The 17,276-nt window shown below is 59.0% G+C and carries 15 protein-coding genes, 1 tRNA gene and 1 rRNA gene; 9 read left to right on the forward strand and 8 right to left on the reverse strand.

What is annotated here, in order from left to right:
- Positions 1–77 precede the first annotated feature (77 nt).
- Together rrf and ABAC402_RS31465 are read left to right on the forward strand one after the other, a co-directional pair.
- Positions 78–192 (forward strand): 5S ribosomal RNA (rrf, locus tag ABAC402_RS31460).
- Positions 193–279: 87 nt separating this feature from the next.
- Positions 280–356 (forward strand) — tRNA-Met (locus tag ABAC402_RS31465).
- A gap of 718 nt (positions 357–1,074) precedes the next feature.
- Here the strand turns inward: ABAC402_RS31465 and ABAC402_RS31470 are convergent.
- From ABAC402_RS31470 to ABAC402_RS31485, 4 genes are all read right to left on the reverse strand, one after another.
- A complete protein-coding gene (locus ABAC402_RS31470; RefSeq protein ID WP_023449775.1) occupies positions 1,075–3,144 on the reverse strand; it encodes a TonB-dependent siderophore receptor in 2,070 nt (689 codons plus the stop codon).
- 368 nt (positions 3,145–3,512) lie between these two features.
- On the reverse strand, positions 3,513–4,283 hold the full coding sequence (locus tag ABAC402_RS39280; protein ID WP_023449776.1) for a hypothetical protein: 771 nt from the start codon (positions 4,281–4,283) through the stop codon (positions 3,513–3,515).
- Positions 4,280–5,401, reverse strand: a complete 1,122-nt coding sequence (locus ABAC402_RS31480) for a Rieske 2Fe-2S domain-containing protein (RefSeq protein ID WP_155847388.1) — start codon at positions 5,399–5,401, stop codon at positions 4,280–4,282. Before ABAC402_RS31480 ends, ABAC402_RS39280 begins: the two co-directional genes overlap by 4 nt.
- Positions 5,402–5,503: 102 nt before the next feature.
- Positions 5,504–5,797, reverse strand: coding sequence for a hypothetical protein (locus tag ABAC402_RS31485; RefSeq protein WP_023449778.1), 294 nt, complete (start codon positions 5,795–5,797; stop codon positions 5,504–5,506).
- A gap of 448 nt (positions 5,798–6,245) precedes the next feature.
- Here ABAC402_RS31485 and ABAC402_RS31490 point away from each other — a divergent pair, with 448 nt between their 5' ends.
- From ABAC402_RS31490 to ABAC402_RS31505, 4 genes are all read left to right on the forward strand, one after another.
- Entirely contained in the window at positions 6,246–7,238 is a 993-nt protein-coding gene (locus ABAC402_RS31490; protein WP_031235637.1) for an ATP-binding cassette domain-containing protein, read from the forward strand.
- Complete coding sequence (locus ABAC402_RS31495) at positions 7,235–7,909, forward strand: methionine ABC transporter permease (protein ID WP_023449780.1); 675 nt, start codon at positions 7,235–7,237, stop codon at positions 7,907–7,909. Before ABAC402_RS31490 ends, ABAC402_RS31495 begins: the two co-directional genes overlap by 4 nt.
- 9 nt (positions 7,910–7,918) lie before the next feature.
- Positions 7,919–8,710, forward strand: a complete 792-nt coding sequence (locus ABAC402_RS31500) for a MetQ/NlpA family ABC transporter substrate-binding protein (RefSeq protein ID WP_023449781.1) — start codon at positions 7,919–7,921, stop codon at positions 8,708–8,710.
- 170 nt (positions 8,711–8,880) lie between these two features.
- Positions 8,881–9,186, forward strand: coding sequence for a type II toxin-antitoxin system Phd/YefM family antitoxin (locus ABAC402_RS31505; RefSeq protein ID WP_235079958.1), 306 nt, complete (start codon positions 8,881–8,883; stop codon positions 9,184–9,186).
- 39 nt (positions 9,187–9,225) lie between these two features.
- Here the strand turns inward: ABAC402_RS31505 and ABAC402_RS31510 are convergent, their stop codons facing one another.
- The 4 genes from ABAC402_RS31510 to ABAC402_RS31520 all read right to left on the reverse strand — a co-directional run bounded on the left by ABAC402_RS31510 (position 9,226) and on the right by ABAC402_RS31520 (position 13,928).
- Complete coding sequence (locus ABAC402_RS31510; protein ID WP_023449783.1) at positions 9,226–10,338, reverse strand: Fic family protein; 1,113 nt, start codon at positions 10,336–10,338, stop codon at positions 9,226–9,228.
- A gap of 1,875 nt (positions 10,339–12,213) precedes the next feature.
- Positions 12,214–12,366, reverse strand: a complete 153-nt coding sequence (locus tag ABAC402_RS40240) for a hypothetical protein (RefSeq protein WP_023449784.1) — start codon at positions 12,364–12,366, stop codon at positions 12,214–12,216.
- Positions 12,367–12,405: 39 nt separating this feature from the next.
- The gene (locus ABAC402_RS31515; RefSeq protein WP_023449785.1) at positions 12,406–12,642 is read right to left on the reverse strand and encodes a hypothetical protein; all 237 of its coding nucleotides are present in this window, start codon (positions 12,640–12,642) and stop codon (positions 12,406–12,408) included.
- A gap of 239 nt (positions 12,643–12,881) precedes the next feature.
- Positions 12,882–13,928, reverse strand: coding sequence for an AraC family transcriptional regulator (locus ABAC402_RS31520; protein WP_023449786.1), 1,047 nt, complete (start codon positions 13,926–13,928; stop codon positions 12,882–12,884).
- A 239-nt stretch (positions 13,929–14,167) separates the two neighbouring features.
- On the opposite strand from ABAC402_RS31520, the gene ABAC402_RS31525 reads away from it, so the two are divergent.
- The 3 genes from ABAC402_RS31525 (at position 14,168) to ABAC402_RS31535 (ending at position 17,017) form a co-directional block, all read left to right on the forward strand.
- On the forward strand, positions 14,168–14,557 hold the full coding sequence (locus ABAC402_RS31525; RefSeq protein ID WP_155847389.1) for a hypothetical protein: 390 nt from the start codon (positions 14,168–14,170) through the stop codon (positions 14,555–14,557).
- Positions 14,554–15,345, forward strand: a complete 792-nt coding sequence (locus ABAC402_RS31530) for a hypothetical protein (protein WP_023449788.1) — start codon at positions 14,554–14,556, stop codon at positions 15,343–15,345. Before ABAC402_RS31525 ends, ABAC402_RS31530 begins: the two co-directional genes overlap by 4 nt.
- Before the next feature lie 424 nt (positions 15,346–15,769).
- Positions 15,770–17,017, forward strand: coding sequence for a glycosyltransferase family 4 protein (locus tag ABAC402_RS31535; protein ID WP_023449789.1), 1,248 nt, complete (start codon positions 15,770–15,772; stop codon positions 17,015–17,017).
- Positions 17,018–17,276 lie beyond the last annotated feature (259 nt).

Below are 17,276 nucleotides of genomic sequence, written 5' to 3' on the forward strand. Positions count from 1 at the left end.
CAACATGCAAACACATACAAATGTCGGGTAAGTCCTGACAATGTCTTCTCAAAATCAATGCAGCTGTGTTCAGTTGACCTGGTGACTATGCCGGAAGGTCCCCACCCGATCCCATTCCGAACTCGGTCGTTAAGCCTTCCTGGGCTGATGGTACTTCGTCTTAAGTCGCGGGAGAGTAGGTCGTCGCCAGGTCTATTGAACACAGTTGCCAGAACCCTTCATATACAAGCCTTAAGGACCGGATCGCGTAAATGCTGTCCGGTCCTTTTACCATCTTGGCGCGGGATGGAGCAGCCCGGTAGCTCGTCAGGCTCATAACCTGAAGGTCGTAGGTTCAAATCCTGCTCCCGCAACCAAGATCAACAATAAAATCAACCTACCAGGTCGCCTTGGTAGGTTTTTTGTTGTCAAAATGGGGCGCATGACAGAAGACTAACGAGAAACTGGCATTGGGAAAGCCGACGAACATTACCGCATTCTATAACCTGTCACCGTTATTCAGAACAGGCGATCATGCCTGGGTTGATTGCGGAGTTTGCGCATGGGCCAGCTGTACAGCTACTTGGGGGCAAAAGAACGAGCGACCATCATGTTGATGCTGCGCGTCTTCGGTAAGGGTGTCGGTGGCGTCGATGTAATAGACGTCCGAACCGGAGCGAGAATAGGGGGCAAAGACAATTACGGAACTTACAGCAACGGCGTCTGATGATCCTCCGATGCCTCTTCGTCACGTTGCTTGCGTGGCCGTCCTCTCACTAGTCGCCCGGCCCGAGATCGGAGTCGAAAGGCGTGCTGCAGGGTGTTGGTTCCTAGGTGAAACCACCACGAGCCGGCACCCAGTCGGCAGCAAATACGAACCCTCATAAAGACTGAAACATCCTGCCGGATAAGGTGCGGTTGGTATTCGCTTTTTTTAGCTCAAGCGCCGCCGCACGGGCGGCCCCGATGGCTCCTCGCACAAGCTCGGGCGGCCAAGAAGCGTTCTTTGGCGCCCTTGCCAACCCACGATGAGTCAAGGTCATCGTGGGTTGGTATAAATTGCGCCGGAGCTCCTTTTCGACACCGGTTGCCACATCAGAACTTTACCCGCGCGGTGAACCGGGCATTAAGCGGCGCTCCGGGCGTAATGTTATTGTTGTTATGCGCGTCCGAGACATAGTCAATGTCGAAGACATTCTCCACATTGACCTGGAAACAGACGCGTTCGCTTACCTTGAAGAACACTGCCGCATCGACGCGTGTGAAGGCCGGCAAGCGCGTGGTTGTCGCAGAGGTGCGGATGGCAGCGAACTGGCTTGCCTGATGTATGGCGCCCAAACCGACACCCAGGCTGCTATTGACATCATAGCGGTTCCAAACCGCGAGCTGGTGTTCCGGCACTTGCGCCAGCTTGACGAAGTCATTGCCTGTCAACCGAGCGTCCTGGTACGTATAGGCGCCACTGATTTGCCACCGGGGCGTGATCCGGCCTGTTACCACAAACTCGGCACCCCTGGTTTGCGTCTCACCGATGTTGATGGTGGCGGTGACATTGTTCGGATCAGGCGTGGTGGCATTGGTCCGATCAAGCTGGAACAAAGCAAGTGTGACGTTGAGATTTGGCCTGATATCCCACTTCGCACCAAGCTCGTGATTGGTGAAGGTTTCCGGCTCCAGGTTAGCTTGCGACGTCGTCATCGTCAGGAACTGGTCACCCGAACGCGGCAGAAATGACTGGCTGTAGCTACCGTAGATTGAAATGTTGTCTTGCGGCTTGAGAACCACGCCAAGGCGCGGACTGACTTTTTCGTCGGTGCGCGCGAACGGTCGCGGCGTGCCGATCCGGTCGGTGCCCCTGATCTCGAACCGATCATACCGCAGCCCCACCACGACATCGACGTGCTCGCCAAAGCTGATCTGGTCCTGTGCATAGGCCGAAAAGACCTGAACATCCGAAACCGTGTCTCGGGAAAGCGCGCCGAAGGTCACGGTCGGATAGACGATATTGGCAAGGTTGAGCGTGGCACTGGACAGGGTGCCGTTACGCCGCTGGTTTGAGGACGCCTGGTCACCATACTCAAGGCCCAGCAGGATCTTGTTGCCGAAGGGCCCGACGGTTGCATCCCACAAAAGATTGGTCTGCACGATGAAATTCTGCCGCCTGGTCGGATCGATATAGCTCGAGAGCGCGACGGTGCCCGTCTGGCCGGTGGCCGCGCCATTGGCAAAAACATTGGCGTAGTATTTGTCGTAATCGCCGTAAAGAATTGTGGTTGACCAGTTGAGGTTCTCGGCCAGTTCGCCGTCGAGGCGTGCCTTGACAATGTGCGCTTCAAGCCCGGCGCGGTTGACGCCGGGGGTGCCAAAGAAGGTGCTGTTGTAGCCGGTGATGGGGCGGTTGGGCTGGCCAGCTACAGTGGCGATCGAGGGAATGCCGCGATCGGTGACGCGGTCATCATTCACATATTCGTAGGACAGGCCCAGCTTCCAATCGCCCAGATCGAACGCAAAATAGGGATTGATGGCGTAGCGCTCACCGCCAAAAAAGTCACGATGGTTGTCGAGGCTTTCGTAGTTCGCATTGAGCCGAAAAGCAGACCTGGCGCTGAGGGGGGCGTTGATGTCTGCCGAAATGTTCGATGCGCCGAACGTGTTCAGGCTGGCCGCTCCGCCCACGGACAAGGCGCCCGTCGATGGTGTCTTCTGCACACGGTTGATGATGCCCCCGCCACCCCCGCGCCCGAAAATAAGGGCGAACGGCCCCTTCAGGATTTCCACACGCTCTATGTTGTAGAGGCCGCGATAGTATTGAACGTCGTCGCGCACGCCATCAAGGAAGAAATCGGCGGTCGTGTTCTGCCCGCGCAGCGTGATCTGGTCGCGGTTGCCTTCGCCCTGGCCGATGGTTGTGCCGGGAACATACCGCACGACATCGGCCATTGCGTAGTGAGCCTGATCGTCGAGCCTTTGACGCGTTACCACTTGAATGCTCTGCGGTACGTCGAGCAGCGGCGTGTCGGTCTTCGTCGCTGTCACCGAGTTGGTGGCGAGATAACCCTTGGCCTTGCCGATGACGATGATGGTCTGAACATCCTTACCGTCCCCGGCCTGGGCGATAAGGGGAAAAGCAAAAAGGGCAGAGGTAAGCAGCAACCAGGATTTCATGCGGGCACCATTAACATTCGTAAAATTCGAGGATCAATTACGCCAGTTGCAAATGACTTGCAATATTAAAATGCGAACAAGGGAGGGCCGTTGTGGAAAACAGCGTTTGAAAAAACGTGACAGAATATACCCTGTGAAAAATCTGTTTCACGCGACGCGGGCGCGGTTGCGTTTCCCCGGTTCCGTCCGGCAACCGTTGCTTTTGGGAGCGGGGGCGCCTGCCTTGCGCATAGATTAGAGCGGTATGCGCACCTGTGCGGCAAGCCTGGTCTTGCGGAGATTGCGACCGATGGTCGACGGGAGCGCCCGTGCGGTGGCGTCCACTTTATCGGATTGCGATCCAGTTTGTGATGCAGCTCAACCCAGCCTTAAAGGCGTATGATATTACCGATGGCTACACGAAACTGTTTGAAGCCGCCATAACTAACAATTCTGCCATCGGCATAAACAAGATCAGCGACCAGTGGCAGGATATCCTCGCCGTGCGGCTTACCGTCAGGGTCGAGAACCAAATAGATATCCGATGAGTCCGAGCAGAGGTTGGTACAAAACGCGACCGGCAGTCCGCCGCGGACACAAAGGGCAGCGCATGCCTTATGGACCTTGCCATTGCCGGGCCGCATGGCGCCGAACCAGCATTTGGCGTCAAGAATTTCGCCTGACAGCGTTGCCGAACCTTCATCCTTGTACTGATTTATGGGGACGGTATCCGTATTGTCACCCCCGGATAAGGCGATTAACCAGTCCTTTTTATCTGACACGGCCAGCATCCTGTGGGCGCCGCGCTGGATCATGGTGCCCGTAACCTGCGCAAAACTTGGCAAGGGCTCGGGCAAGCGATCAAAAATGGCGGTCTTGCCATTACCGACCAACAAAACTGTTTCGAGGGTCCCGTCTGGCTGTGTGACCAGAAGCAAGGGCCAGGGATCGCGGATGAAATAACCAGATAAGGTCACGCTTTTCGCTTGGTCCCACTGACCTTTGCCTACGGCTTCGTGCTGTTTTGCCATCAGAAGACTCAAGGTCGTGCCAGCCCCTATCGCGGCAAGGGCTGCACCCAGCATAAACCGCCGGTCGCGTTTTGGCGTCGCGGCCCAGCCTATGAAAAAGCTGTCTTTTGGGTTCGGATCATGGCTCATGGGCTTGTCTTCGAAACGAAAATGGACGGGGCAACGGGGGTGCCAGGCGGGAAGGGCTGTGCATGCACGTACAAAATCCCGTCAAAGATTCGCGTTTGATAGGTGGATACTTTTTCCGTGAATGGCGGTGGCGAACAGCCATCGTGCGGTTGGTACTGGAAGCCGTGCCAGGGACACACGACGCAGCCATCAACGATACGTCCTTCGCCCAAAGGCCCGCCCTGGTGACGGCACACATTGGACAGGGCAAAAAAACGCTCCTGGTCACGAAAAATGGCAATGCGCTCACCCTTGGGCGGTGTCAGTATCCGCGCACGACCCGTGTCTATGGTTTCGGCCACCCCAGCATTCATCCAGCCATCTTTTTCCAAGGGCCTGGCGCTGTCGCGTGCCCGCTCGCGAACGGCTGCCAACAGATGCAGTCCGCACACGAAGAGTGCTGCGCCGGCCACGAGCCAGGCATAGAGATCAAAACGCGCGGATTGCGCTGCGCCCAGCATGATATGCCCCACCACAAGCACGTAGGCGAAATAAACACCCATATGCAGCGCCTTCCAAACGGAAGGGCCTAAAATGGCGTTCCAAAAATCGTGGCTGGTCGCGGCCAGCAAAAACAGAATAAAAAATGCCGCGAGACCCAGGGACTCAAAGGGAAACCCTTGGATGGACTCATAGCGAGGATTGGAAATCAATAACGAAATGAAGGGATTGACGGTTGAGAAGCCGTGGTACCACAAGATGACGAGGGCGGCATGAAGGCATACCAGGAAGAAACACAAAACACCGGCGTGCCGTCGATTGTAGAGCGCTGGATTAAACCGAACGGACAACCTGGCCAATGGCCCGATGCACAAGATCAGCGTCAACAGTATAAAGGCCGCCGTGCCCGACATGCGGATGCCCAGCTGGATCGGCGTAAGCGCATTTCCGGCCGGCTGGGCCATTGTACTGCCCAGGGCATAGACGGCCAAAAAAGCCACAACGCCTATGGCCAGAAAGACATCGAAAACCTTCTTGAACGGGTTCCATTGCACCATGCGGTAATCATGAGACATGGCGGTGCTCCGGAGTGTCGTGCATGGGTTGTTGGGACAGCGGCTTTGATGGATCGCTTCCACGCGTTGGCCGGACCAGGATGCCCGTCGCCAAAGCCCCCACAATGATGGCTGTGGCGATAAGCCAGATCAAAAAATGGGCGCGGCGGTGAGAACGCAGCATAACTATCGTTTTCCCTTTATGGCTTTGATGATCATGAGAGGCCACAACAAGATCATGCCAGGCAAAAAGAGCAGCCGGACATTCCAGGGCGCCCTGGCGGCTACGGGGTCAAAACGGCCCACGAGACCGAGACACAACGCCATGCCGACAACCAGACCGATGCCCATATAGCTGAGCACGAGCCGCCAAAAGAGTTCTGCACCTTCAAGGCTCAGCATCAATCCCCACATGTCCAGTCGACCCAGGTCTAACGAACGCCATAGCACGAAACCCGGACGCGAGGGCAGGGCTTTCATCGTCGACCACGGTTTCCGTAACAAAGTGGTCGGGAAAACAGTGACAGCCTATACCCCGTGAAAAATCTGTGTCACGCGACCTGGGCGGGTTTGCGTTTCCCCGGTTCCGCCCGGTAACCGTAGTTTTTGGAGCGGGGGCGCAAGTGCACGCTGCGAAGACGATGAAGCGTCTCAACACATCCACGGGCTGATCCCGGCTTGACCCCGAGTACGCGTTCCAGGCCGGTAGGACATGATGCTGCTGTCACTGAATTCTTGTCACCGTATTCCCGAGGTTGCCAAACGACGTGGCGTGATCTTCGTGACACGTCTGGCGCCGTCGTGGCTGTTCCATCCGTTACTACCCAATAGCTCCCCTAAGTCGAAGGTTTGAAAAAGCTGGCTTGTGACGGCCGCCGTAACACCCTATCCGTTTCGGCTGCAACTTTACCGCCGAGCCGCCGTGTCCCTGATCCAGTTCGAAGCCATCGCCAAACGATTTACCGCTTCCGGCCGATCGCAGGATGCGCTGAGTGATGTCAGCTTTGCTGTCAAACGCGGCGAAGTCTTCGGAATCATCGGCCTTTCCGGTTCGGGCAAGTCCACCCTGGTGCGGCTGATCAACCGGCTGGAAACGCCGACCCGTGGAAAGGTGCTGATCGACGGCACCGACCTGGCCAGCCTAAAGCCGCGCAACCTCATCCAGTTACGCCGCAAGCTGGGCATGATCTTCCAGCAGTTCGGCCTGCTGTCGTCGCGCACCGCCCGCCAGAACGTCGCCTTCGCCCTCGAACTGGCCAAGCCCAGGCTCGATGCCGGCGACCACACAAGGGTCGATGACCTGCTCAATCGGGTTGGTCTGGGCGATCACGCCCACAAGTATCCGTCGCAATTGTCCGGCGGCCAGAAACAGCGCGTGGCGATCGCCCGCGCCCTCGCCAATTCGCCGGACATCCTGCTGTGCGACGAACCGACCAGCGCGCTGGATGGCGAGTCGACCCAGGGCGTGCTGGACCTGCTGGCCGAGTTGAACCGCGACCTCGGCCTGACCGTGGTCATCGTCACCCATGAGATGGACGTCGTGCGCCGCATCTGCGACCGGGTCGCTGTGCTGGATCATGGCCGCCTGGCTGAGGTCGGTGATGTCGCCCAGGTGCTCTTCGATCCGCAAAGCGACGCCGCGCGCAGCCTGGGCCGCCATCTGTTGCCGGTCCCGCCGGCCGGCACCGGTCCGTCCGCCGACCGCCTGCGCCTGACCTATTTCGGCGAGGTGGTCACCGGTGACGCCCTCAGCGCTGCGACCCAGGGGGCCGATGTCCGCTTCAGCATCCTGTCCGGCCAGGTCTCGGCGCTGAAGTCCGTGCCCTACGGCCACCTGATTGTCGATATTGCCGGCCCCGACCGCGCTCTGGTTATCGAGCGTTTGCAACAACGCGGCGTGCGCGTGGAGGCAGCAGCATGAACGACCTCGCGCTTTTTTTCAGCAACATAGACCCTGGTGAAATCGCCCTGGCCAGCTGGGAAACTGTGGCCATGCTGATCGGCTCGCTGGCGCTCAGTGTTGCGCTGGGTTTGCCCTTGGGTGTGTGGCTGTCGATGACCTCGCCGACCGGCCTGGCGCCGAACCGCCTGACCTATGGCCTGCTCAGCCTGGTCGTCAATGTGCTGCGCTCGATCCCCTTCGTCATCCTGTTCATCCTGCTGATTCCCGTCACCCTGGCCCTGGTCGGGACGTCGCTGGGCGTGCGCGGCGCCATTCCGCCCCTGGTCCTGGGCGCTGCGCCCTTCTTCGCCCGCCTGGTCGAGACGGCCCTGCGTGAAGTCGATCGTTCGGTCGTCGAAGCGACCCAGGCGCTCGGCGCCAGCAAGCGCCAGATCGTGCTGCACACCCTGCTGCCCGAGGCCATGCCCAGCCTCATCGCCGCGGTCACCGTCACCGCCATTGCCCTTGTGTCCTATACCGCCATGGCCGGGGTGGTCGGGGCGGGCGGGCTGGGCGACCTGGCCGTGCGCTACGGCTATCAACGCTTCCAGACCGACGTCATGGTGGTCACGGTTGCCCTGATCATTGTCCTGGTCCAGGGGCTGCAAATGTTCGGCGACGCCCTCGTGGCGCGTTTCCATAAACGATAGGAGTTCGTCATGCTGTCTCGCCGTCTTTTTGTCCTGTCGGGCCTGGCCGTCGGCGCCTGCGCTCAGCCGCAATCCAAGGCCAATGTCCTGACCGTCGCGGCCACCGCCGTGCCCCACGCCGAGATTTTGAAGGCCATCCAGCCGGACCTGGCAGGGCAGGGGATCGATCTGCAGATCAAGGTTTTCAACGATTACGTCCAGCCCAACCTGCAGGTCGACCAGAAGCTGATCGATGCCAACTACTTTCAGACCCTGCCGTATCTCGACGCTTTCAATGCCGAGCGCGGCACCAGGCTGGTGCCAGTGGTCGGCGTCCATGTCGAGCCGTTCGGCGCCTATTCGCGCAAGGTCAAGACCATCGCCGGGCTGAAGCCTGGCGCGGTCATCGCCGTGCCCAACGATCCGACCAATACCGGCCGCGCCCTGATCCTGCTGCACAAGAACGGGGTGATCACTTTGAAGGATCCGGGCAATATCGCCGCCACACCCAAGGACATCGTCGCCAATCCGAAGGGGTTTGTGTTCAAGGAACTGGAATCGCCGTCGTTGCCGCGGGTGCTGGGTGAGGTCGATCTCGCCCTGATCAACACCAACTATGCTCTGGACGCCAAGCTGGATCCGCAAAAGGACGCGCTGATCATCGAAGGTCCGGACAGCCCGTATCTCAACTATCTGGTGGCGCGCGAGGACAACAAGGCTGACCCGCGCATTGCGGCCCTGGCGGTGGCCCTGACATCGCAAAAGGTGCGCGACTTTATTGCCGCCACCTATCAGGGCGCGGTCATCGCCGCGAAGGCTTAGAGTGGGATGCGTTTTGATGGACTCAAAACCCAGCTCTGAGTTTCTGTTTTGTCGCGCAATTTTTCCGAAAACGGGAGGGCCCGTGCCGGAGCCACACACTTTATCGGGTTGCGCTCTGGTGACGCATTCGAATAAATCTGGCATTCCGAAAGGTGTCACAGAGCTTACTCATGACGAGGTCGCCACCCATGGCCATCACCCGGGACATCCAGTCGATGACGACGTTCCGCAATCATTCTGCGGAATTCCTGCAGCATATCCGCGAAACGGGACGCGCCATGGTGTTGACGGTCAACGGGCGGGCGGCGGCGGTCTTGCAGGACGCCGAATCGTATCAGCGCCTGCTGGACCTGGCGGCCGCGGCCAATGCCGAAGAAGGCCTACGACAAGGTCTGGAAGACGTGGCCATGGGACGGACGCGACCGGCGCAGGACGTGTTCAACGACTTGCGCGCCGACTATGACCTTCCGCGTTAAGCTGACCGCCCGTGCCGTATCGGATTTGCGACGTCCTTCTTACGATTTGCCAGAGTCTTTGGCCTCTCCGGATACGTCAAGGAACATACGCACCAGGTCTCGGTTTATGTAATAGTTACTGCGTCCGGATTGATGTTTGGACACAAAGCCATGTTCAGCCAGCGTATCGAGATATTTGGCGGCTGTCTGCCGGGTGACGCCAAGGTCATCCTGCACATATTCGATGCGTGTATAGGGGTGACGGAACAAATTGTTCAGCAGATCCTGACTGTAGAGCTTCGGCATATCAACGCGCATTCGACGTTTGACATCGGCCATCTGTTCCCGGATTCCTTCGACGAGCGTTACCGTGGTCAATGAGGTTTCCGCGATGGCTTCAAGCATGAAAACAACCCAGTCTTCCCACGCGTCGTCGTCGCGCACGGCCTGGAGCAGCCGGTAATAGTCACCTTTGTGCCGGGTGATGTGGCGAGACAGATAGAGGATGGGAATGTCCAGCAGACCTGTTCGAGTCAGATAGAGCACGTTCAGAATACGCCCGATACGTCCATTGCCGTCCGGGAAGGGGTGGATGCTCTCGAACTGGTGGTGAATGAGCGCCATTTTGATCAGCGGGTCCAGGGACGAGATTTCGTCGTCGTTGATGAAGCGTTCGAGTCGCGCCATGTGCTCAACAATGTCACGGGCATCCTGAGGCGGGACAAAGACAGTCTGGCCTGTGGCTTCATTCCTGAGCGCTGTACCCGGCATTACCCGAAAGCCGTCGTCGCGCCCTTTGAGCAGCCGGAACATGTCGATAAGGCAGGCATTGGGAATAAGCCCGCCCGTTTGGGTAAGCCGCCCAAATCCGAGCCGCAGTGCGTCGCGATAGAGCGCAACCTCCTTGGCCGCCGGTGACGGTGCGTCCTCGGGAAACAGTTCGGCCTGAAACAGTTCGTCCTGCGTCGTGACGATGTTTTCGATTTCTGATGACGCCTTGGCTTCCTGCAGGGCCAGGGTATCGATCAATATGCCCTGATTGGGGATGGTCTTGGCCTGGCCCTTGAGGTCAGCCAGGGCGCGACTAGCGACGTTCAGCGCCTTGTAGACGCGAATTGTCTCCAAGTCGACGGGCGGCGGCAGGTCAGTGATGACATAGGTCGGCTTCAACATGTGAAGAGATTTAACACATGCGGACCGACATGTTAAGAAAATCGAATTTTTTTAACATGACGATCTCCACATGTTAGAGAAAAACGATATTGTTGACATGTCGACATCAGCGTCACAGCTCACCCCTTTTGAGCGAAAAGCGCTCGGAGTCCAGCGGCGACCAGAGCCGGATCGTGCGCCGGCCACGCTGATATCGGTGCCTTATCCGTGGATAAACCTGGTCTATCCGACGGCACTGTCGTTGAGGCTACGGATGACCTCGACCATCCGGTCACCCGGTCAGGTGAAGGTTGGTGCACGCGAAGGCGCGAAAAGAAAGAGAAGGGCTTTGTGCTGAGCACAGGCTTGGGCTGGGCCCGCCGGATGGCCGGAATAGGTATGAATTCTTCTTCGCGCCTTCGCGTCTTCGCGTCTTCGCGTGAGACATAAGCTGCACGCGAAGACCGGATGCGAGGTGGTTCCCGCAGGATATCCTGATCCATGCATCCAGTCAGGGCGAAGGTTGGTGCACGCGAAGGCGCGAAGACGCGAAAAGAAAGAGAAGGGCTTTGTGCTGAGCGCAGGCATGGGCTGGGCCCGCCGGATGGCCGGAATAGGTATGAATTCTTCTTCGCGCCTTCGCGTCTTCGCGTGAGACATAAGCTGCACGCGAAGGCCGGATGCGACATGGTTCGCGCAGGATATCCTGATCCAGGCATCCAGTCAGGGTGAAGGTTGGTGCACGCGAAGGCGCGAAAAGAAAGAGAAGGGCTTTGTGCTGAACACAGGCATGGGCTGGGCCCGCCGGATGGCCGGAATAGGTATGAATTCTTCTTCGCGCCTTCGCGTCTTCGCGTGAGACATAAGCTGCACGCGAAGACCGGATGCGAGGTGGTTCGCGCAGGATATCCTGATCCATGCATCCAGTCAGGGCGAAGGTTGGTGCACGCGAAGGCGCGAAGACGCGAAAAGAAAGAGAAGGGCTTTGTGCTGAGCACAGGCTTGGGCTGGGCCCGCCGGACGCCCGGAATAGGTATGAATTCTTCTTCGCGCCTTCGCGTCTTCCCGTGAGACATAAGCTGCAGGCGAAGGCCGGGTGCGGGGTGGTTCGCGCAGGATGTCCTGATCCGGAGACCCGGTCAGGTGAAGGTTGGCGCACGCGAAGGCGCGAAGGCGCGAAAAGAAAGAGAAGGGCTTTGTGCTGAACACAGGCATGGGCTGGGCCCGCCGGATGGCCGGAATAGGTATGAATTCTTCTTCGCGCCTTCGCGTCTTCGCGTGAGACATAAGCAGCACGCAAAGGCCGGCTGCGAAATGGCTCGCGCAGGATATCCTGATCCATGCATTCAATCGGAGCGAAGGTTGGTGCACGCGAAGGCGCGAAGAAGCGAAAAGAAAGAGAAGGGCTTTGTGCTTAGCGCAGGCATGGGCTGGGCCCGCCGGCTGTCCGGAAGAGGTATGAATTCTTCTTCGCGCCTTCGCGTCTTCGCGTGAGACATAAGCAGCATGCAAAGGCCGGAAGCGACATGGTTCGCGCAGGATATCCTGATCCATGCATCCAGTCAGGGCGAAGGTTGGTGCACGCGAAGGCGCGAAGGCGCGAAAAGAAAGAGAAGGGCTTTGTGCTAAGCACAGGCTTGGGCTGGGCCCGCCGGATGGCCGGAATAGGTATGAATTCTTCTTCGCGCCTTCGCGTCTTCGCGTGAGACATAAGCAGCACGCGAAGACGCGAAGGCGCGAAAAGAAGGCGCGCGTTGTTTCCGTCGAATTGCCTGTCACCGACTCAACAGCAAACCGTCGCGATCAGATACCGGACGGGAGATTTGGCGGTCTGTGCGACACAAAAAAGCCCCGGCGGTGACAGCCGGGGCAATAGAGCGTGGTCGGACGATAGGGTTATCGCGTCCACTCGGCGACCTTTTTGGCGCTGGTGTGGGTGGCCTTCCTGGCGGCCTGCGCCAGATCGTGGCGGGTCTGGTTCAGCTTGTCGAAATCAACCCTGTTATAGGTCGAGCGCAGATGGCGGACGTCAACATCGTTCAGGCCCAATTGATCGCGCAGGCGTTCCAGGTGGCTGGCCGGTGTTCTCTACTGGCTGCGGTACAGTGCGTAACCGGCGGCAGCAACTGCCAGGCCTGCCGCGGCGAAGCCTGCAACCTGCATCCAGTTGATCTTGCGGGCGGCGTACTTGACGTCTTCGAAGATGTCTTCGGCCTTGGCTTCGAGCGTGGCAGTGGCCGCGATGCCGAATTCGCCATCGTTGTAGATGTCGGCCCGTGGCTGCGTCGGGGTAGATGTGTTGGTAAGCTTGTCAAGAGTGTCCATCGTCAGGCTCCTTTGAGGGCGTTGTTGCGATGCACACTAACAGGCCAAACATAAGTAATATCGTTGCAGCACAGGCGGCTCCAATCAATATATGATAAGGACGCGCCCGGTTATACCAACCCGCGAAATTCTTAACACACTGCGGGTTGGCAAGCGCGACTGCGCGCCCGAGCTTGTGCGAGGAGCCATGGGGGACGCCTAGTCCGGCGCCTGAGCTGAAAAAATGCAAATACCAAGAATCATTCTTTATGAGGCTTGGTATTTGTCTGGAGGGCTTGGCAGGCCCGGCAGAACTGGCCCGGCGTCTGTCCGGTCCAGCGCTTGAAAGCGCGGGCGAAGGCGGCCGGTTCGGAAAAACCAACCAGATACGCGGTTTCGTGTATCGAGGCCTTGCCGCCGAGCAGGTAATCTTCCGCCAGCCGCTGCCGAAGGCCATCCAGCACGGCCGCAAATGTCGTGCCTTCGTCCTTCAGCTTGCGGAACAGGGTTTGCCGGCTGAAGCCGAGCCGCGCGGCGATGGTTTCGATGCTGACATCCCCCTTGTGCAGATCTGCCACCAGCAGGGCTTCCAACCGGCCCTTCAGCGTGCGCGCGCCGTCCAGCTCGGCCAGAAGGCCATCGGCATGTTTTGTCAGGAGCCCGAAGACGTAGCGCGGGTTTTGCGCCACCGTCCAGCCGGCAATCTCCGGGTGCAGTTCCATGGCGTTCCAGTCGGCGGAGAAATGCACCGGGCACTGGAAGATGCGGTCGTATTCGGCCCGGTAGGTGGGCGCCGGGTGGCTGACATGGATAGCCAGGACATGGGGCTGGGCCAGGAACCGGCGCGGGCCGCAGACCAGGCGCGCGAAGGATTCCTCGGTCATTTCCGGAAAGTCGTTGGGATGGCTGCGGTTGAACACCATGAACAGCTTGCCGTCCTTCAGCATAAGCATGACCCGCGGGCCGGGATCGCTATCGACGAACTCGGTCGCCAACCGGCCGTAGCGCTGAAGTTGCAGGAAAGCCTCGCCCATGGTGGCCGAAGCCTCCATGATGAGCCCCAGGACCGAAACCTCGGACATACCGACCTGTTCGCCATAGTGCAGGGCCAGGGCGGGGTCGCCGGTTGCCTTCTGGGCGGCGCGCATCAGGTCCGTGTACTGACGAAAGGGGATGCGGTTGTCCGGATTCTTAAGCTTGTGTACCGAAAAGCCGGCACTTTTGATCAGGCCGTCCCGGGCGGCCCCGCGCCCGGACGCAAAATCGATAAGTCCCGATGCCAGTCCGGCTGAAACGGTTGCTTCCATGCCCAAACACCCCTTTTGTTACGTGTGGTCAATTACCGTGTCACCGGCGGTCATTGCCTTCGCCTGTCTGCCGCTACATGATATCGCTGTTCGCCAGAGCGCAATCCGATAAAGTGTGACGCACTTTTCGGATAAATTGCGCGACAAAACAAAATCTTAGAGCGGGATTTTGATTCCATCAAAACTCATCTCGCTCTAACAGAAAAAGAATAGGGAAGCGTTGCTTGAAAGAGGTATCCTTGGTGCGTTTGTACCTGCTGCGGGCGTGTTATCTGGTTTTGGTTGTTGGGCTTGCATGGCAGTTCTGGACGAAATTGCCGACGGCCACCACACTGCCGTTGATGGAAGCGGCCGTCACCGCCATGCTGAGCGCCCTGGGTCTGCTGTCGGTGCTGGGCGTGCTGGCTCCGCTTAAATTCCTGCCGCTGATTCTGTTCGAACTGGCCTGGAAACTGATCTGGATGCTGGCGGTGGCCCTGCCGCGCTGGCAGGCCGGCACCATCGATGCCCAGACCGCAAACATGGTGTTTGCCTGTGCCCTGGTGGCGCCGTTCGTGTTCGCCGTGCCGTGGTCCTATGTCTTTAAAACCTATGTGGGCGGCGTCGAACGCTGGCGAGTGACAGCATGAACCGGGTCGTCATCTGCACGGGTGTGCTGGCAGCCATGACCGGTCTTGCTGCGGGGCCAGCCTGGGCCGAAAACCTGCAGGCGGCCCCCGACGCGCCCTTTTGGCTGCACTGGGGCGCTGCCGCGCTGCTGTGGGCCCATATTGGCGGCGGTACCCTGGGCCTGTTGTCGGGCACCGTGGCCATCCTGACTCGCAAGGGCCGGACCATTCACCGCGCGGCGGGAAAAGTCTTCTTCGTGGCCATGTTCGTCACCTACGCCATCGGCGCCGGTGTCGCACCCTTCCTGACCGAGGGCCAGCGACCGAACTTCGTCGCCGGTATCCTGGCGCTATACCTGCTGATCACGGCCTTTCTGGCGGCGCGGCGCCGCGACCCGAAGGTCGGCTGGATCGAATATGGCGGCCTGGCCACGGCTCTGGCGATCGTTGCTGCCGGTGGGCTTTTCATGTGGCAGGGGGCGAACGACCCGTCCGGAACCGTGGATGGATCGCCGCCCCAGGCCTTCGCGCTGTTTATTGTCGCCGGTCTGTTCGCGGCGGCAGGTGAGATCCACGTCATTATCCGGCGTAGCATAGCTGGCGTGTCGCGGATCTCGCGTCACCTGTGGCGGATGTGCATGTCGCTGTTCATCGCCTCCGGCTCGTTTTTCCTGGGTCAGCAGCAAATTCTGCCGCCAGCCATGGTCGGCACCTTCTGGCAGTACGCGCCCATGGTGTTTCCGCTTTTGGCAATCCTGATCTGGCTGGTGGTTGAACATCTGCCGAAAAAACCTGTTCCTGCGCCGTAAAGACACTCCGGCGGTGTCGCCAGGTGTTTTTGCGGGCTCACGGGACGGCCAGGATCCGGTATTGTAGCAACGTTGCCTGGATTTGACTCTTCCAGAGCGGGATGAGATTTGATGGAATCAAAATCCCGCTCTAAGTTTTTGTTTTGTCGCGCAATTTATCCGAAAAGTGCGTCACACTTTATCGGATTGCGCTCCAGGCTGGCGCAAGCAAGAAGACCCCACCGTCTGCTTCGCTATGCGCGCCTCCACCTCCCCAGCGTGGAGATGGCGTATAAGATATTGAGAGTGATGCACTTTTTTAGCTGCGCAGTGAATTTCAGTCCAAAACCTGCCTCGACAAGACTCGTCAACTGAACGGTTGAGTGTTTTGAACTGTCCGGGAGTGCCTTGACAGCCGGCCCGACCCACCGTCATTTTACCGGCCATGAAAATTCTCCTCATCCATCAGAATATGCCCGGCCAGTTCAAACACCTGGCGCCCTTGCTGGCGACGGCGGGTCACGACGTCCGCTTCATTACCAAGCGCAAGGAGATCGAGATCCCGGGCGTGACGAAGCTGCTGTATGAGCCGCATCGCGAGGTTCGCGAGAACACCCACCACTATATGCGCCAGTTCGAAAATGGCTTGCTGCACGGTCAGGCGGTGACGCGCATCTGCCAGGATCTGCGCAAGGAGGGCTGGCGGCCGGACCTGGTCATGGCGCACCCCGGTTGGGGTGAGACCCTGTTCGTCAAGGAGAGTTTCCCCAATTCGCCGCTGATCAGCTATTGCGAGTTCTACTACGCGTCCAAGGGCGCCGATTTCGGTTTTGATCCGGCGACCTCGACCACCTTCGACGACCACTGTCGTATCCGCGCCCGCAACGCCCACCTCCTGCTGAGCCTTGAGTTGTGCGATGCCGGCTGGAGCCCGACCCAGTGGCAGATGTCACGCCACCCCAAGCCCTTCCAGGACAAGATCAACGTCATTTTCGACGGCATCGACACCAATACGGCCAGGCCGAATCCCAATGCGAAATTCGTCCTGGCCGATGGCCGTGTCCTGACCCCCCAGGACGAGGTCATCACCTACGTGGCGCGCAACCTCGAACCCTATCGCGGCTTCCCGACGTTTATGCGCGCTCTGCCGGAGTTACTGAAGGCACGGCCGAACGCGACCTTACTGGTCTGCGGCGCGACCGGCGTGTCCTACGGATCCAAGCCGAAAAGGGGCGACACCTGGAAAGATGTCATGCTGGAAGAAACCGGACTGCCATCCCACCCGGATTTTGGCCGCGTCCACTTCCTCGGCCATCTGCCCTATGCCCGCTATATTTCGCTGTTGCAGGTGTCGAGTGCGCACATTTACCTGACCTATCCGTTCGTTCTGTCCTGGTCCTTCATGGAGGCCATGTCGGCCGGCTGCCGCCTGATCGCGTCGAATACCGCGCCGGTGCTGGAGGTGCTGAAGGACGGCGAGAATGGCTGGCTGACGGACTTCTTCGACCCGGGCGACCTGGTCGTGAACGTCGTGCGTGCCCTGGAAGATCCGAACGCGCCCGCCATCCGCGCCGCCGCACGTGAAACCATCCTCGGCTGTTATGATCTGAAAACCTGCGTGCCAAAGCAACTCCAGATGATCGAACGCGTCAGCCGCATGCCGGTGGTGTTGAAGACGGCCCAAAGCGCTTAAGACGCGAAGGCCTTTCGCCTTTCGCCTTTCCCTTTTCTACCTTGCACATGATACCGTGCGCGGAGACAGTTCCGGCGGCGATCTCCCCTGTTCAGGGGTTGCCGAACACCCTTCCCTAACAGCATTTGTAAATATTAAGCCTTTGTTAAAAACGGTAAAACGGGCGGAGTTTGCGTCTTCATAAACAGGGTCCCGAGACGGACCGACCGGCGGCGGGGGCTCTTGTTGAGCGCAAACCCTTGTCAGGCCGTGCTTTGCA

It is taken from the genome of Asticcacaulis sp. AC402, assembly GCF_000495835.1.
Taxonomy (GTDB): Bacteria; Pseudomonadota; Alphaproteobacteria; order Caulobacterales; family Caulobacteraceae; genus Asticcacaulis.

Excerpts from the sequence above, each read along its gene's own strand:
- ABAC402_RS31520 (WP_023449786.1), bottom strand. The coding sequence starts at position 13,928 with ATGGAAGCAACCGTTTCAGCCGGACTGGCATCGGGACTTATCGATTTT.
- ABAC402_RS31500 (WP_023449781.1), top strand. The coding sequence starts at position 7,919 with ATGCTGTCTCGCCGTCTTTTTGTCCTGTCGGGCCTGGCCGTCGGCGCC.
- ABAC402_RS31535 (WP_023449789.1), top strand. The coding sequence starts at position 15,770 with ATGAAAATTCTCCTCATCCATCAGAATATGCCCGGCCAGTTCAAACAC.
- ABAC402_RS31515 (WP_023449785.1), bottom strand. The coding sequence starts at position 12,642 with ATGGACACTCTTGACAAGCTTACCAACACATCTACCCCGACGCAGCCA.
- ABAC402_RS31530 (WP_023449788.1), top strand. The coding sequence starts at position 14,554 with ATGAACCGGGTCGTCATCTGCACGGGTGTGCTGGCAGCCATGACCGGT.
- ABAC402_RS31495 (WP_023449780.1), top strand. The coding sequence starts at position 7,235 with ATGAACGACCTCGCGCTTTTTTTCAGCAACATAGACCCTGGTGAAATC.
- ABAC402_RS31470 (WP_023449775.1), bottom strand. The coding sequence starts at position 3,144 with ATGAAATCCTGGTTGCTGCTTACCTCTGCCCTTTTTGCTTTTCCCCTT.
- ABAC402_RS39280 (WP_023449776.1), bottom strand. The coding sequence starts at position 4,283 with ATGAGCCATGATCCGAACCCAAAAGACAGCTTTTTCATAGGCTGGGCC.
- ABAC402_RS31505 (WP_235079958.1), top strand. The coding sequence starts at position 8,881 with ATGACGAGGTCGCCACCCATGGCCATCACCCGGGACATCCAGTCGATG.
- ABAC402_RS31510 (WP_023449783.1), bottom strand. The coding sequence starts at position 10,338 with ATGTTGAAGCCGACCTATGTCATCACTGACCTGCCGCCGCCCGTCGAC.
- ABAC402_RS31485 (WP_023449778.1), bottom strand. The coding sequence starts at position 5,797 with ATGAAAGCCCTGCCCTCGCGTCCGGGTTTCGTGCTATGGCGTTCGTTA.